This window comes from Arthrobacter sp. SPG23 (assembly GCF_000876655.1).
Classification (GTDB): domain Bacteria; phylum Actinomycetota; class Actinomycetes; order Actinomycetales; family Micrococcaceae; genus Arthrobacter.
Genome location: NZ_JYCN01000009.1, coordinates 204531 through 219156, shown reverse-complemented (window position 1 = coordinate 219156; position 14626 = coordinate 204531). Strand labels below are relative to the sequence as shown.

Genomic DNA, 14626 nt, shown 5'->3' with positions numbered 1-14626 from the left:
GGCGGGGCCGTAACGGCGGGGCGGCGCCGGTCAGGCGGGCGCTGCCCCGATCTGCTGCATGAGGCTCAGCGTATCGGAGGATCCCCAGTGTTCAGCCACTTTTCCGTCTTCAATCCGGATGATGTCCGTGTTGCTGAACGCCACGCTCTTGCCGCTTGCCGGAATACCCAGGAACTCCCCCTTGTGCGTTCCGGACATCACCACGTGGGAGGCCTCCAGGTTGCCGTCGGCGAACGCCGGGTCCAGTGTGACGCTGAGGTCGGGGAACGCCGTGCGGATGACGTTGGTGTAGAACTTCACGCCGTCCTTTCCCTGCGGCTGCCCGGGCATCGGCTCCACGTGGTCCTGAATGTCGTCCAGCACAAATTCATCAATGAGGGCGAGATTTCCGCCCACCAGCACTTCTTCGTAAAACCGCCTGAGGAGTCCAGTTCCCTCAGCCATTTTCGGCTCCTTTGTTTGAATGAGACCAGTTAGAAATCCCCCGGTCCATGGCCGCCCGCAACGTGTGCCCGCAGGGTGTGCAGAAGCGGCCCACAAGCTGACCCCGATTACTCGACAACGGGGCAGGAGACGTTCTTAAGCCAGAGGTTATTCCCGGCAATTTTGGGTGTCAATAAGCCGTGGAAACAAGGAAGCGGGGTGCAGCTGGAAGCCTTCGCGCGCCTGACGGGGCCGCTTGTTCAGGCGGTTTCGGGCTGCACCCAAGGGCTCATTTCCGTTCGCGCCACAGCAGCGTCACGCCGAAGGCCACTGCGCCGAGCACCAGCATGGTGAGCACCATGAGGCCCCAGTTGGCCTGGTTCACACCGCTGCCGTAGAAGATGCCGATCATCACCGTCGCCGTGATTGCCCCCAGGTACCGGCAGGTCTGGAAAATGCCGGCCGCCACGCCGCGCTCCTGCGGCTGGGTGGAGATGTACATGCCCTGGCTGGACGCGATGCTCACCACACTCCACGGAATGCCCATCAGTGCTGTGAGCCCCAGCACCAGCGGGATGGCGAAGGAGGCGGTCAGCAGCCACATGGCTGCCGCGGCCACCACCAGGAACAGCACCCCGGCAATCAGCACCCGCCGCACCCGGAAGCGGTCGATCGCGCGGACCGCGAAGGGCGTCGCGATCACGGACATCGCTGCCAGCGGCAGCATGAGGAGACCCACGACGCCGGGATCGTAACCGCCCGCTTCCTGCAGCAGCTGGGGCAGGCCGAAGAAGGCGAAATAGTAGATGCCGTTGAACACCGCAAAGCCCAGGTAGACCAGGAGCAGCGGCCGGTTCCGTCCGAGAAGCCGCAGGTCCAGGAACGGCGGGCTGAACTTCAATTCACGCCAGACGAAAAGGGCGGCCAGCACTGTACCCCCGGCCAGCAGCCACCAGCGTGCATCCGGCAGGACGTTCAGCAGCGCCATCATGACCAAGGTCAGCGATCCGACGAAGCCCAGGATGCCGGGAATGTCGGAATCGCGGAGCAGCTCCGAGGCGCTCCCCCGTTCCCGGTCCTCGTCCACCGGCGCGAATTTCCGGACAATGAGGAGTGCCGCGAGGGACAACGGGACGTTGACCAGGAACAGAGCCTGCCAGCCAACCAGGCTCACCAGCAGCCCGCCCACCACCGGGCCCACCGCCGCCGCGGAGGTGTTGGCCATCTGGATCCGGCCGAGCGGCCGGGTGGACTTCACCTTCGTTGTCCGGTCCAGCGCGCCGACAATGACGACGGCACTCGGGTACGCGGTGGCCGTGCCCAGGGCCATGAGCGCCCTGGCAACGCAGAGCAGGGCGAAGTTGGGGGCGAACGGAGCCAGCGCGCAGGTAACCGCGACGAGGACCATTCCGAAGCTGAACAGGCGCCGCGGCCCGAAGCGGTCCGCCAGCCGGCCCATCAGCGGCTGGCCCGCCGCAGAGGTGAGGTAGAAGGAGGTGATCACCCAGGTGACGGTGGCGACGTCGAGCCCGAAATCCGCGCGCAGCACCACGAGGGCGACGGCGATCATGGATGAGTTCAGCGGGTTCAACGACGTGCCCAGGCTGAGGCCGGCAACGGCGAGGGCTGTCCGGGTTTTGTTGCTCACGGAAACAGTCTTGCCTACATCGGCGCGGGTGTCCGAACTTGGTTACGACGGCGTGCCGTCAGAGCCGCTCTCCGCGCCCCCAACTGGGTGGCACTTAACGTCGCCAAAAGCGCTTTTCACGACGTTAAGTGCGAGCCAGTTGGGCCCGAGAGAAGGCTGCGGCGGCCTCAGTCCTGCTTCGTGCCCTTCGTGCCCTTCGCGCCCTTCGCCACGGTAAACAGGAACGTGGAGTCTTCCTCCGCTTCCAGGCTGTGCAGGCCGTCCGGGACGATCAGCAGGTCACCCGGCCTGCCGTCCCACGAGTTGTCGCCGGCGCGCAGGCGGAGGCTGCCTTGGAGCACAAAGACCGTGGCGTCGCCCGGGTTCTGGTGCTCGCTCAACTGCGTGCCGGCCTTGAGCGCCATGACAGTCTGGCGGAGCACCTTTTCGTGCCCGCCGTAAACGGTGTCGGCAGCACGCCCGTTGTTCGCTGCAAGCGCCGCGGCGAGCTGCTGCCGGGCAAGGGCTTCGATCGAAATCTTCTGCATGAGGCCACGGTACCCATCAGGACTGCCGGGCGATATAGGCCGGTGGTCCTGCATCCGGGTCCGCCGGCGTCCGGGAGGGCGCGAACGGACACTTGAGGCCCGCAGCTACGGGACCCCGACCGTCCCGTCCCACCACTGGAGCACCCGGGTGCCAATGAAGGTCAACCATTTCGACGGCTCGCCGGGGCCCACGTCGATCTCGAACCACACCCGTCCCGGGTGGCGTCGCTCTTGCAGCCAGGTGCCGTCAGGACGGCGGGCGGCCCGTATCACCTCCATCGCGTCAGCCAGTCGCGGGTCGGGAAGGACGCCGTCGTGCAGGGCCGCCTCCTGAAGGGCTGGGTCGGGCCGGACGCCGTCGTGCAGGGCCGCCTCCCGGAAGTAGTCCGCCGCGTTGAGCGCGCTGTAGAAAGAGCGGAACGGGTAAGCAAAATGCGTCACCCACGGACCGACGAGTTCGCCGGTGGACAGGGTGCGGAGCAGCCGGCGTTGCAGCAGGTATTCCTCACCGGCCCGGCGTGCGGCGCGCAGCGCGTCACTTCCGCCGGTCGTGGCCTCGTAGTACAGCAGCCCCTTCAGGGAGTTGAGCGTGGAATGGAACGACGAACGGGCGGAGCCTTCCACCCACTCGCAGTTCCAGCCGCCGTCGGCCATTTGATGGTCCAGGAACCATTGGGCAATCCCGGCGACATCCGCCCCGAGCCACGCCCCGCTGGCGAGCGTGTAAGCGTTGATGCAGCAGTCCACCTCGCCACCCCAATAGGGCAGGTTGTCGTACTCCCAGCGGCTGTTGGCTGCGAGGAGCTCGGCCGTGCCGGCGAGCGCGGACGCATCGAGGCCCCAGTCGCGGAGAGTGTTGAGGGTCCACGTCGTTGCGGTCCACGGCTGCCCCGCGTCATCGGCTGCCTCGGGGCCATGGAAGTCGAAGTCGCCAGGGAAGAACGCTCCGCCCGCCCATTGCCCGTCGGGATCCTGCAGCGCGAGCAGCCGCGCCGCGAACCCTTCCGTCGCAAGCCGCGCCCGGGTGGCGCCCCACTCCTCAAGCGGGGCGCCCGCAAGGTCGCGCTCCACCTGCCAGCGCAGAGCCGGGTCGGAGTCAAGCAGCCAGTCGAGCAGGGCAGGGTCCACAGCCATCGTCGGCAGGCTACCACGGCCGTTGGGCTTGTGGCCCGGTGCTGGCGTGCCAGCCCGGCGACATGCTGCGCTCGGAGCCGGATGACGCTGCGGACTAACCTACGTCCTGACCGGCCGGACCATCCGGATCACGGGCAGTTCCTCCCACTCCGGCGGAAGCAGTTTGCGTTCACCGTCGGGCCGAAAGCCGTGTTTGAGGTAAAAGGCCCGCGCCCGGGGATTGTCCTCGAGCACCCAGAGGTACGCCGGTGAATCGCCGACGGCGGCATGCAACAGCGCGGCGCCAAGGCCGCTGCCGTACGTGCGTCGGAGGATGTAGATCGCATACACCTCCAGCTGTTCGGGCCCGTCCGCATCGAGGCCAGGGCCCGCGTCGGCCAGTCCTACCACTTCATTGCTGTCGTCCAGGGCAATGAGCCGGGGGTCAGTGGCCGCCAGGAATTGTCGGCGCTGTTCAACCCGTACGGGAATACTCGCCCTGCGGGCCTGGAAGAATTCCGGTGATAACTGGCGCCCGTAGCACTCCTCGTGCGCCAAAGTGTGCATACGTACCACGGCCTCAGCATCCTCGGGAGTGGCCTGACGGATGTGGTAGTCCATCATTTCAGCCTAACCTCCGTGGCTGCCTTGGTTGAGCTGCTCGGCGAGCTTCTTCCGGTCCTGCCGGACGCCCAGCAGGTAGGAGACGACAAGGAAGATTCCGATTCCCCCGAAAATACAGGTCAGGACGGTGCCGACTCCCCGAAAATACACGCCGTCGCTTTCAAACCCCAGCACCGTTGCCTGGCCCGGGTCGGATTCCCGGTAGGCCACCGTGACCTCCTCGCCCACTACGGGGTGCTGTTCATAGTCCACCGCGATCCACTCGTAGTGCAGCGAACCGTCGGCTGAGTGGAACTCCACTTTCATCCTGCGCTTGGAAGCGTTCGATCTGTCGTGGAATTCGGTGATGGTTCCAGCGACCTGCTCGCCGGTCCGCGCCAAGTCCTCGTCGGCATTGATCTGGAGTGTGCCGACCACCATAAGAACCGGGCCGAGGCAGAGGACCAGCGCAGTCACCACCAGGCTCGTCAGCCCCCACTGCTTCATTTTCGGCTTGCGGTTTACGGTTACGTTCGGTGAGGTCACGCCCCCATTCTGCCCCACGGCTGACCTGCGGGCAGCCGGGCGCCTTGGCCAGTTCGGCTTGCCCAGTTCGGAGCGAAACGGTGTGCGGAACCGGAATACAACGCACGACGGCGGCGCTTCGGTGCGGTGGGCGCTGCGGGCAGCGTTAAATGTCAGACCCTCCCACCAGACTGTTTATATGCAAAGCACCGCAGTATCCGAGGCACTCAACGCCATAACGGCCTCCGTTGCTGCGCTGCACCGCCTGTGCGATAGTTCACGGCTCGCCGGAGCGCCGGATTCGGATCCCCTACGGCAGCTTGCCGACGACTGCCTGGATGCCTTCACCGAGGTGGGTCGCATCGAAGCTCGAACCGCCGCCTTCAAGGTCCGGCTGGCTGACACGTTCGCCGCGGCGTCCCGGGCCATGGCATCCCCGGCCGCGTCGCCCCAGGAGCAGTGCGCCGCCGAAATGGGCCTGGTGGCCGAATTGGCCTGTGCCCTGACCGTCACCGAAAGAACGGCAGGAGCCTTCCTCGAGGAAGCCCGGCAACTCACTTCGGCACTGCCACTGACGCTTACTGCTCTGGAGGCCGGGACCATCTCCTGGCAGCACGCCCGGGTCCTCGTCGACGAAACCACCGGCCTGACCCCCGCCGCAGCCGCCACGCTGGAAGCGCATTTCCTGGACCCCGATGCTGTGAACCCGGCCCGGGGCTGCCCACCCGGGGACCTCGTGCCCTCCCGCTTCCGCGCCAAAGCACGCATCTGGCGGGAACGCCACCACCCAGTCAGCATCGAACAGCGCCACAGGACCAGCGCCCAGGACCGGCGCCTGGAATACATCCCGGACCGCGACGGCATGGCCTGGCTCTCCGCCTATTTGCCCGCGGACACTGCCGCATCCATTTGGAACCGCGCCACTGCCGCAGCCAGGGACCTCCAAAACCCGGCCGAACCCCGAAACCTTTCCCAACTCCGGGCCGACACCGCCGCCGCCTGGCTACTCGGCGGCGTCGCTGACGGCGTCCCGTCGCCCAAGGCGCAAGTCTTGGTCACAGTGCCTGTGCTGTCGCTCTTGGGCGCCACGGAAGAACCTGCCCACCTGGATGGCTACGGGCCCATCCCGCCCAGCATGGCCCGCCGGCTCATCGCAGACGGCGCCACCTCTTTCCATCGCGTCCTGACCGACCCCCGCACCGGGGCACCGCTGGAAATCCAACGCGCCAGCTACCGCATTTCAACGGCCATGCGCCAATGGCTTCGCCTCCGGGACGGCAAATGTCCGTTTCCCGGATGCAACAACCAGTCCCTGGACACTGAAGCAGATCACATCACGCCCTGGCACGAAGGCGGCACCACCGGAGTCTCCAACCTCGGCCAGCCATGCCGCAAACACCACCGCCTCCGGCACACCACCGGCTGGAAACCGATCAACGCCACCCACGACGCGCCACCCGGCTGGGAATCACCCTCAGGACGCCGCTACCCCGGCGAACAGCATGACTGGGAACCACCTTGGATGCCACCTGCCAACCACTGGCCACCCGACGTGGTGCAAACTGCTGAGACGGCGGAGCACACCCCCGGCGCGAACTACGGTCCCGATACAGACCTGCCCGTCGACCCGTTCCCGGACTGGGAGTCGTGGATCGCTGCCTGGCTGCGCGGCTTGACTACGCCTTCACTCACGCTGGCAACGCGTCCCGCCGCCGGCCAAGCCAGGCACAGCTCCGCGCCAGCTATGTCCGGGCGCGGGCCGCCAGCGCCGAGCTGAGGAACTCGAGGTGGGCCGGCGTCGTCGCTACGGTGGCGGTGGCATACTCCGGGTGCTTGGTGAGGAACTTCTTGATGTACGGGCATACCGGCACAATGCCCAGCCCAGCGGCGACGGTTTCATCAAGGGCAACGGTGGCGAGCTTGCCCGCAAGCCCCTGGCCGCCGTATTCCTCGTTAATCACCGTGTGGTAGAAAATCCGTTGCGGTGAGTCGCCGGCGTCGTACGTTTTGTACGCGGCCTTGCCGATCACGTTGCCGGCAACCACAACTTCAAAGCGCTCGCGGTCCGGGTTGTGGCGGATGGTTACATCAGTCATCGGGATCTCCTTGATAGCGGCTCTCGCTACAGCCTAACCTCGAGGCATCTGCCGTTATTTCTGACTGAGGAGAGAACATGGCCGCCAACGACGTCGAAGCACAGATCCTGGACCAGTGGAGCCACCGGCTGGCCCAGGCGCTGCAGCTCCTGGACCTCGACTTCGACCGTGAACTGATCCTTGACCTGGCCGGTGAATCCGCACGGTCGGTCACCCACGCAGCGGCGCCAATCACGGCGCTGATGGTGGGCTATGCGGCGGGTCTCGCCGCCGGAACTCGAAGCGCGGGAACCACAAGCAATGCCGCCGGAGGGGCGGCGCCCAAGGAAGCTTCCGCCGCCTCGGTCGCCCAGGCCGCGGCCGTGGCCTTCCGGCTGTGCGAGGACGGAGCCGACGGCGGACCGTCCAGCAAAGGCTGGGCCGACACCGCCCAGTAACTCACACCGGTCAGTAGCTGACATTGCCCAATAGCTGACACCGCCCTGCAACAACCGCCCGGTAGGGTTGATATCACCCCCACCGACCGGAAGGCACGCAGCATGCAGGTCCCCTTATACGTATGGATTCTGACCATTATCGGCATTGTGGGCCTGCTGGCCTTCGACTTCTTCTTCCACGTCCGCAAGGCGCACTCCCCCAAGCTCAGGGAGTCGGCCACGTGGTCAGCGATCTACGTAGGCATCGCCCTGTTGTTCGGCATCGGCGTCCTGGTTTTTGGCGGCCCCACCATGGGCACGGAATACTTCGCCGGCTACGTCACCGAGAAGGCCCTGTCCGTGGACAACCTCTTCGTGTTCCTGATCATCATGGCCAGCTTCAAGGTTCCGCGTGCCGACCAGCAAAAAGTACTCCTGTTCGGCATCGTCTTCTCGCTGATCGCGCGCACCGGCTTCATCTTCCTGGGCGCCGCCCTGATCAACAGCTTCGCCTGGGTGTTCTACATCTTCGGCCTCATCCTGCTGGTCACCGCCGGCAACCTTCTCAAACCCGATTCGCACGACGACGACTCCGAGGGTCTGGTGGTCAGGCTCGCCAGGAAGTTCCTCCCCGCGTCCCAGCACTACGACGGCGACAAGCTCTTCACCGTGGAAAACGGCAAACGAGTCCTCACCCCCATGCTCCTGGTGATGGTGGCCATCGGCGGCACGGACATCCTGTTTGCCCTCGACTCCATCCCTGCAATCTTCGGCCTGACCCAGAACGTCTTCGTGGTTTTCACCGCCACGGCGTTCTCGCTCATGGGCCTGCGCCAACTGTTCTTCCTCATCGACGAACTACTGGACCGCCTCATTTACCTTGCCTACGGCCTGGCAGCGATCCTCGGCTTCATCGGCGTCAAGCTGATCCTCCACGCGCTGCACGAAAACAACCTGCCGTTCATCAACGGCGGCGAACACGTGACCGTCGTCGAGATCAGCACAGGCCTCTCTCTGACCGTGATTATCGGCGTCCTGGTGGTCACGGTGCTTGCCTCGATCTACAGCCCCAAGGGCAAGGCGAAGAACATGGTCTCCGGCGCCAAGCGGCACGCCACCGAATACGTGGACCTGAACTACGAGACGGGCATTGCCGAACGCGAGGAGATCTTCAACAAGATGGTCCGTGAGGAAGCCGAGCTCAGGAAGCTCCCCGAGAAGTACAAGCGGCTCATCCGGGACGAGACCGAGTTCATGGACCTGCTCAAGCAGGCCCACGCCGAGCACGACGAAGCCTTGCAACGGGAAGGCCTCACGTAAGGTCGGCCGCCGGCTTAACCGCCGGAGTCCGGCTCAGTACACCACGTCGAAGCCGCTGAACTCCCCCGTCGCCGGCGACACCGACTCCTCCACGTGGTCCACGCGCCCCGGCGCGTCCTCGGACCTCAGCCAGCGGCGGAACTCCAGCACCACCGCCTGGGGACCTTCGACGACGACGGCGACCGTGCCGTCGTCGTCGTTCCTCACCGTTCCGGTCAGCGAGAGTTCCTCAGCCTTCCGCACGGTCCAGTACCGGAACCCGACCGCCTGGACCACGCCTTCGACGCGTGCCCGCAAGCGGACCTCCGGCCCCGCGTCCTGATCTGCAGCATGAGCCATGGTTCCAATGTAGTGCCGTGACCGGAGGTTTCGCTCCCCCACCGCACAGGCTCAGCGCCTGGCTCAGCCCGGCGGCGTTGTGTTGGCGGCATGCTTGGCTTTGCGGCGCTTGGAGCGCGACCACACGAGGAGGGCGCCAAGTGCACCTATCAGCACCGGGATGGTCAAACCCAGCGGCTGCGCCCAGTCCTTCACCAGCGCGTTCAGCACGTAAACCAGTTCGATCTCCACCTGGATGTCCTCCCGGAACGTCTCCAGGCTCAGGTCCGGCCCGTCCTCGGCGGTGGCAAACAGCTGCAGGGTCATGGTTTTCCGTCCCGGATCCTTCGGCGTGACCCACCAGCGCCACTCCGCGACGCCCTGTTCCGGCACCAGCATCTCGCCGCTCGGATTTCCGGCCCGTTCAATGGTCATGCCCGCTCCGGAGAGATCCGCCCGCATCTCCTCGCACACAATCGGCGCACGGGTCTGCACCGGATTGGGTCCGGGGATGTTCTTCTCGTGGCCTGCGCCGGGGTCGCCCAACGTGACATGCAGGACGAACTCCCGGGTCTCCCCCTGGCGCATCGGGGACGGCGGCCGGAAGGTCAGCTCGCCCCGGACGCAGGTTTCCAGGATTTCCTTGGCCCGCCTGGCCCGTTCGAAGGCAGTTGAGGTGGGAAGCGGCGGAGGCGTTGACGCTTCGCCCTCAGAGGGCTGCGTTTTGGTCGGGGTGGCACGCACCGTCGGGAAAGGGCCGGGACCCGCTCCAGGTTTCCAGTCCGTGGGCTCCTCAACGATTGGGGTCGGTTCACTCCCGGATGTGGGCCGCAAGGTGGTGCCCGTGGATGTCGGCTCCGCATGAGGGCCCGGCGTGCAGGCGCCCAGTCCCAGCACTGCACCCAGGGTCAGGAACACGGCCACGCACAGCGTACCCAGGGCGGATGCCATAGTCTTCGCACCGCTCACAGGCCATTGCTTCCCCAGTGCGTGCATCAGAACCCCGACTACTGATAGAACCGAGTCCTCATTCGAGTCTGCTCGGGCGCACGGGGCCAGTCAAGGAGCCCCCGCACAGGCAGCTGGCGGCTACCGCGCGGGCCGCAGTGAGGCGATCATCCGCCGGATGTTCCGGTACTCGCCCGTCTCCACATACAGCTTCGCCTTCTCCCAGTAGGGAAGCGCCGGTTCGCCGGGCGTGGTGTTGTTCGCCGGGTCGTACCCTGCCCCGAACATCGCACCGCTGGGCGGCCACCTGAACAGCAGGAAGATGGGGCACGCCAGCGTCCCCACCTCCTCCGGGATCATGGTGATGCCGTAGGCCGCGATGGTTTCGGCCGTCCGGGCGGGCGCCGAGGCATCTCCCCTCGTCTCGAACATGAACCGTGGGGCGTTTTCGTCCGGCACACCCTTCTCAGCCAGGGCCGTCATGGGTTCGGAGTCCAGCACCGCAAACGGATACTTCTGCACGCACTCCGAGCCGGTCACGATCCTGGTCTCGAGGACGGCCATCGACTTCCCTGCTGCGTTCAGCACCTCCACGAACTCTCCGCCGAGCGGCGATTTTCCGGTTGGATCCTTGATGGTCCAGTCGCCCGGATGATCGAACGTCAGCTGACGGTCCGACGTCGTGAACGTCTTCCAGCCGGACGCCGTGGGTGACGGCAGCCGGCTGGGGGACGTGCCCGACGGCGCCGGTTCCGCCGGCGGTACGCCCGCCGTCGTGCTTGGCGGCAAGGCGGTTCCATTGGCCGAAGCAGGGGCGGTTCCGCCGGCTGTTGCGTCCGCTGTTCCGCTCGATGTTGCGCCGGCCGAAGCGCTTGGTTGGGGTGCCGCGGCGGACCCCGGGTTCCGCGGAGCGGGCGGCGGCCCGCAAGCTGCCAGGAGCACCGCGAGGCAGGCCCCCGCAGAAGCTGCTGCAAGGGAACGTGGCGGCCCGGACGATCCACAGCCGGGCGTCATTGGTCGGCGCATGCAATCCTCCTCATACAGCTTAGGGATCAATTGTGGGCCTGCGGACAGCGGCTCGCGCGGGGCGGGGTAAATTCGCCGCCAAAACGGTAATACTGGAACAGTCCTTGAGCCGGCGTGACCCAGCCAAAACTTGACGTACCAGGCGGCACTGTCTTCCCGACGATCTGTCCGCCGGCTCAAGGTCCGTTAAAAGGGGTGTCGAGCCAGGCGGACATGACCTCATAGGAGCCTGATACGACCAGTCCCATTACCGTTTTGTCTGCCCACCTGGCCCGCGCCCGATCAATCAGCATTCGACGCGACTGAGGGGCATTTCCATCTTGGCAAGCGAACCAACAATAGTCATTGCGGGTATCGACACCCACGCCGACACACACCACGTAGCCGTCATCAATGAACACGGTAAACCCCTCGCGGACAGGGAATTCCTAGCCGTGGGATCGGGATACCGGAAAATCATCGAGTTCATCACCTCCTACGGCACAGTCATAGCCGTCGGGGTCGAAGGAACAGGATCTTACGGCGCCGAGCTGGCCAGAACTCTGCGGAGTGAAGGGATCACCGTGCTGGAGGTGAACCGCCCGAACCGGGCCGCCCGCCGGCTCAAGGGGAAGTCCGACCCGCTGGATGCCTACCAGGCCGCCAAGTCTGTACTCGAGGGATGGACGAAGGCAATCCCGAAGGCCAAGGACGGCCCAGTCGAATGCCTGCGGATCCTACGTTCCGGGCGCGCATCAGCGATCAAGGCCCGCACCGCAGCCATCAACCAAATCAAGGCGCTCCTCGTTTCGGCGCCGGACAAAATTCGGGCGAAATACCGGGCTCTGGCCACCCCCGCGCTGATTACTGCGCTGCAGCGCACGAGACCTTCAGGACATCTGGCTGACCCCGAGTACGTGACCCTGCTGACGCTGAAAGCGTTGGCCTCCCGGTGTCAGGCTCTGGGAATAGAAATCGAGGCTGCTGACGCGGCTCTCAAGGAAATCCTGGACAGCTACGCTCCAATGCTTTGCGATCTTCCAGGAGTCGGGACCGAAGTAGCCAGCCAGCTGTTGATCACCTTCGGGGACAACCCGGACCGTCTGGGGAACGAAGCCCAATTCGCCTCGCTCGTCGGGGTCGCCCCGGTACCAGCCTCATCAGGCAAGACAACGCGTCACCGACTCAGTAGAGGCGGCGACCGCAGCGCCAATAACGCCTTGCATCAAGTAGTCCTGGTCCGCATGGCCTCGTGTCAGCGCACCAAGGACTACGTAACCAAACGTACGTCCGAGGGCAAGAGCAAACGCGAAATCATGCGCTGCCTCAAACGCTACGCAGCCCGCGAAATCTACCGCCAGATCACCAACCCCCGGCCGGCACCTAACAACTCAGACCTCCGACGCATGCGGACCGATCTCGGAATCACCATCACGACCGTAGCCCAGGAAATTGGTCAATGGGTGTCAATCATTTCGCGTCTGGAACGCGGGCACATCCGAAATGACGACCTGGCTGCGACCTACCGCCAATGGCTCACCGAGCAAACGGTAGCCCATCTACACACCAGGGAAGCTGGCGGCGAAGTCGAAAGAAGCCTGGCGTCGTAAGGGCTCTGCTGGACAGCAAGCCTTTGCGCCGGCCTCGCCTCGCCGGCGCTGCCGGCATGTCAAAACATCAAGCCCAGAAAGGTCGTATGGACCAGTGGGCTGTCCCGGCGACACACATGACATCGGTGCGTGGGAAGCGATTTAGCAGAACTCTGCGCAAGGAGATGCAGTTGGAGGCCGGGCTGCAGGTTCAGCCCGGCCTCCAGAAGTGCTGCCCGATGGTTACAAGGGGTTATTCGTTGGCGACGCTGACGACGAGGCCCGGCGCACAAGCGCGCGGATCACAAGGATCTCGTAGACGATGAATAGCCCGACCAAGAGGAAGTCGTACCACTCGGCTTGAAGACGAATGAGCAACGCGCCTAGCCCAACTACGCCCAGAAGTTGAGTAATCAAAATGACAGACCACGGAGTCGACTCGATTTTCTTATCCACAGGAGATAACAATGCCACCTCCCGCAAACAGCAGGCCACTGCCATAAGCAGCCCATCCGATGGATCCCAAGGGCATGGTCAGGGACATAATGACTCCAAATGCGGCGTAGGCACAGCCGACTGAAACAGGGTATCCCCGGGGAATCAAGTCGGGGCTATAGTGGGCGACATGCCGTCCGGAAATGTATGAATCTAGCCAGCCGTGACAGGCGAGAATCTCTTTTCCGTACCACCCCATCGTCACACCGTTGTATCCGGTGCAGTAGTTGTCGTACTCGCCTGTTGCCATCAGAGTCAGATCTGAACCCTCAGTTGGTCCAGGCACTTCTACCCTCTGGAAGTCGCCTCGCTCTTCGAGGCGACGTCTCAACTCCTGCTGAACGGCTGCCGACTGAGGCCCGTTCAACAACGCTTCCAACCCACTGTTTTCGCCTCGAAATGCTTCGTCAACCGCTCGCACGATTGCATCATTTTTCGGATTAGCGTTTGTACTCCTGGACTCCTGCGAAGTTGCGTTACTAGTGGCCAGTTGTGGGACCGCGTTGGCGCCGCTCCCTCCCAGTAGTAGCGCTGCGCATGTGGCCAGGACAATGCTCGCTCTTCTGATTCGGCTCTGATAGATCTTTCTCCCCCATGAGTAATGAATCGGACCTCGACCATATGCCTAATCGATGGACTATTTTCCCGCCTTAACAATTTTGTAATTGCTTCGTTACGAGAATTGACAACCTCACACCGTCGCCGAGCATGGACTGTAGGAAATTGAGCGGAACGACGGGTTTGACCGCTATAGGAGCATCGTTGCGCACCGCGGATTGTCCGCGGTGCGCAACGTTCGCCGTGGGGCCCTCTGTAGCTAGGCGGGCCGCAGCGAGGTGATCATCTTCTTGATGTTCTTGTACTCCTGGGTGCCCATGTACACCTCTGGCGTGTCCACATGCATCTCATTGCCGGGGGTGGTGTCGAAGGGGTCGTACGCGCCCCCGAACGTGGCACCGCTGGGCGGCCAGTTGAAGAAGTGGAAGATGGGGCACGCTTCCGTTCCGGTGGGTTCGGGCGCCGTCGTGATGCCGTACGCGAACACGGTCATAAGCTTGGGATCCGTGGCGGCCGTATCCGTCCGGGTCTCGAAGGTGTACCGGGGCACGGTGCCGTTCTGTTCCAGTGCCGGCAGGGGCTGCGACTCATAGACGCCGAACGGCTGTTTCACCGTGCACTCGGAGCCCGTGACCATGTTCGTCCGGAGTGACGCCAGGTTCTTGCCGTTGGCGTTGGTAATCTTCACGAACACGCCGCCCGCAGCTGCTTCCCCGGCCGCGTCGGTGATCTTCCACTCCTCCGGATAATCAAAGGTCAGCCCGTCGGCGGTGGTGTAGGACTTCCAGCCCGCTTCGGGATTCGAAGACGCGGAGGCGGACGGTGTGGCGCTGGACGAGGCCGACGTGGTCACGGTGGCCGAAGCTGTGGAGGTGGAGGTGGCGGTGGCGTCCGGGGAACTCGTCGACGGTGACGAGGCCGGCGGTCCGCAGGCTACCAGCAGGAACGCGAGGCATAGGGCCCCCGAGACTGCGATGGCCGAGGGTGCTGAGCGGTGCATCTGTTCTCCTGAATTTCATGAGACCGCGAATAATTCCTCAAT

Annotated in this window: 15 protein-coding genes; 4 read left to right on the top strand and 11 right to left on the bottom strand. The window is 64.5% G+C overall.

Features of this window, described 5'->3' with window-relative positions:
• Positions 1-30: 30 nt before the first annotated feature.
• From TV39_RS04335 to TV39_RS04310, 6 genes are all read right to left on the bottom strand, one after another.
• Positions 31-444: an ester cyclase gene (locus TV39_RS04335; protein WP_043478808.1), complete on the bottom strand. Its 414-nt coding sequence runs from the start codon at positions 442-444 to the stop codon at positions 31-33.
• 268 nt (positions 445-712) lie between these two features.
• Positions 713-2071: an MFS transporter gene (locus tag TV39_RS04330; RefSeq protein WP_043478805.1), complete on the bottom strand. Its 1359-nt coding sequence runs from the start codon at positions 2069-2071 to the stop codon at positions 713-715.
• Between the two features lie 167 nt (positions 2072-2238).
• Positions 2239-2598, bottom strand: coding sequence for a cupin domain-containing protein (locus TV39_RS04325; RefSeq protein WP_043478802.1), 360 nt, complete (start codon positions 2596-2598; stop codon positions 2239-2241).
• 105 nt (positions 2599-2703) lie between these two features.
• Positions 2704-3732, bottom strand: a complete 1029-nt coding sequence (locus TV39_RS04320) for a hypothetical protein (protein WP_043478798.1) — start codon at positions 3730-3732, stop codon at positions 2704-2706.
• Between the two features lie 99 nt (positions 3733-3831).
• Positions 3832-4332 carry a GNAT family N-acetyltransferase gene (locus TV39_RS04315; RefSeq protein WP_043479146.1) on the bottom strand — a complete coding sequence of 167 codons (501 nt, stop codon included), beginning with the start codon at positions 4330-4332 and terminating at the stop codon, positions 3832-3834.
• A gap of 9 nt (positions 4333-4341) precedes the next feature.
• Positions 4342-4860: a DUF3592 domain-containing protein gene (locus TV39_RS04310; protein WP_043478795.1), complete on the bottom strand. Its 519-nt coding sequence runs from the start codon at positions 4858-4860 to the stop codon at positions 4342-4344.
• Positions 4861-5038: 178 nt separating this feature from the next.
• On the opposite strand from TV39_RS04310, the gene TV39_RS04305 reads away from it, so the two are divergent.
• Positions 5039-6616, top strand: coding sequence for an HNH endonuclease signature motif containing protein (locus TV39_RS04305; RefSeq protein WP_082049487.1), 1578 nt, complete (start codon positions 5039-5041; stop codon positions 6614-6616).
• On the opposite strand, the gene TV39_RS04300 is transcribed toward TV39_RS04305, so the two are convergent.
• Positions 6582-6935: a GNAT family N-acetyltransferase gene (locus TV39_RS04300; RefSeq protein ID WP_043478792.1), complete on the bottom strand. Its 354-nt coding sequence runs from the start codon at positions 6933-6935 to the stop codon at positions 6582-6584. The two genes, TV39_RS04305 and TV39_RS04300, sit on opposite strands and share 35 nt — an antisense overlap.
• A gap of 77 nt (positions 6936-7012) precedes the next feature.
• On the opposite strand from TV39_RS04300, the gene TV39_RS04295 reads away from it, so the two are divergent.
• Positions 7013-7372, top strand: coding sequence for a DUF6457 domain-containing protein (locus tag TV39_RS04295; protein ID WP_043478789.1), 360 nt, complete (start codon positions 7013-7015; stop codon positions 7370-7372).
• 102 nt (positions 7373-7474) lie between these two features.
• Positions 7475-8671 (top strand): TerC family protein, encoded by a 1197-nt coding sequence (locus tag TV39_RS04290; protein WP_043478786.1) that lies wholly within the window; start codon positions 7475-7477, stop codon positions 8669-8671.
• A 33-nt stretch (positions 8672-8704) separates the two neighbouring features.
• On the opposite strand, the gene TV39_RS04285 is transcribed toward TV39_RS04290, so the two are convergent.
• The 3 genes from TV39_RS04285 to TV39_RS04275 all read right to left on the bottom strand — a co-directional run bounded on the left by TV39_RS04285 (position 8705) and on the right by TV39_RS04275 (position 10726).
• Complete coding sequence (locus TV39_RS04285) at positions 8705-9010, bottom strand: acylphosphatase (protein ID WP_043478783.1); 306 nt, start codon at positions 9008-9010, stop codon at positions 8705-8707.
• Positions 9011-9073: 63 nt separating this feature from the next.
• Entirely contained in the window at positions 9074-9958 is an 885-nt protein-coding gene (locus TV39_RS04280; RefSeq protein WP_144406308.1) for a hypothetical protein, read from the bottom strand.
• Between the two features lie 120 nt (positions 9959-10078).
• Positions 10079-10726, bottom strand: a complete 648-nt coding sequence (locus TV39_RS04275) for a hypothetical protein (protein WP_235347267.1) — start codon at positions 10724-10726, stop codon at positions 10079-10081.
• 557 nt (positions 10727-11283) lie between these two features.
• Here TV39_RS04275 and TV39_RS04270 point away from each other — a divergent pair.
• A complete protein-coding gene (locus TV39_RS04270; RefSeq protein WP_043478776.1) occupies positions 11284-12552 on the top strand; it encodes an IS110 family transposase in 1269 nt (422 codons plus the stop codon).
• A gap of 1291 nt (positions 12553-13843) precedes the next feature.
• Here TV39_RS04270 and TV39_RS22210 read toward each other — a convergent pair.
• Positions 13844-14584, bottom strand: coding sequence for a hypothetical protein (locus TV39_RS22210; protein ID WP_043478771.1), 741 nt, complete (start codon positions 14582-14584; stop codon positions 13844-13846).
• Between the last annotated feature and the right edge of the window lie 42 nt (positions 14585-14626).

Excerpts from the sequence above, each read along its gene's own strand:
- TV39_RS04335 (WP_043478808.1), bottom strand. The coding sequence starts at position 444 with ATGGCTGAGGGAACTGGACTCCTCAGGCGGTTTTACGAAGAAGTGCTG.
- TV39_RS04325 (WP_043478802.1), bottom strand. The coding sequence starts at position 2,598 with ATGCAGAAGATTTCGATCGAAGCCCTTGCCCGGCAGCAGCTCGCCGCG.
- TV39_RS04320 (WP_043478798.1), bottom strand. The coding sequence starts at position 3,732 with ATGGCTGTGGACCCTGCCCTGCTCGACTGGCTGCTTGACTCCGACCCG.
- TV39_RS04315 (WP_043479146.1), bottom strand. The coding sequence starts at position 4,332 with ATGGACTACCACATCCGTCAGGCCACTCCCGAGGATGCTGAGGCCGTG.
- TV39_RS04305 (WP_082049487.1), top strand. The coding sequence starts at position 5,039 with ATGCAAAGCACCGCAGTATCCGAGGCACTCAACGCCATAACGGCCTCC.
- TV39_RS04300 (WP_043478792.1), bottom strand. The coding sequence starts at position 6,935 with ATGACTGATGTAACCATCCGCCACAACCCGGACCGCGAGCGCTTTGAA.
- TV39_RS04295 (WP_043478789.1), top strand. The coding sequence starts at position 7,013 with ATGGCCGCCAACGACGTCGAAGCACAGATCCTGGACCAGTGGAGCCAC.
- TV39_RS04290 (WP_043478786.1), top strand. The coding sequence starts at position 7,475 with ATGCAGGTCCCCTTATACGTATGGATTCTGACCATTATCGGCATTGTG.
- TV39_RS04285 (WP_043478783.1), bottom strand. The coding sequence starts at position 9,010 with ATGGCTCATGCTGCAGATCAGGACGCGGGGCCGGAGGTCCGCTTGCGG.
- TV39_RS22210 (WP_043478771.1), bottom strand. The coding sequence starts at position 14,584 with ATGCACCGCTCAGCACCCTCGGCCATCGCAGTCTCGGGGGCCCTATGC.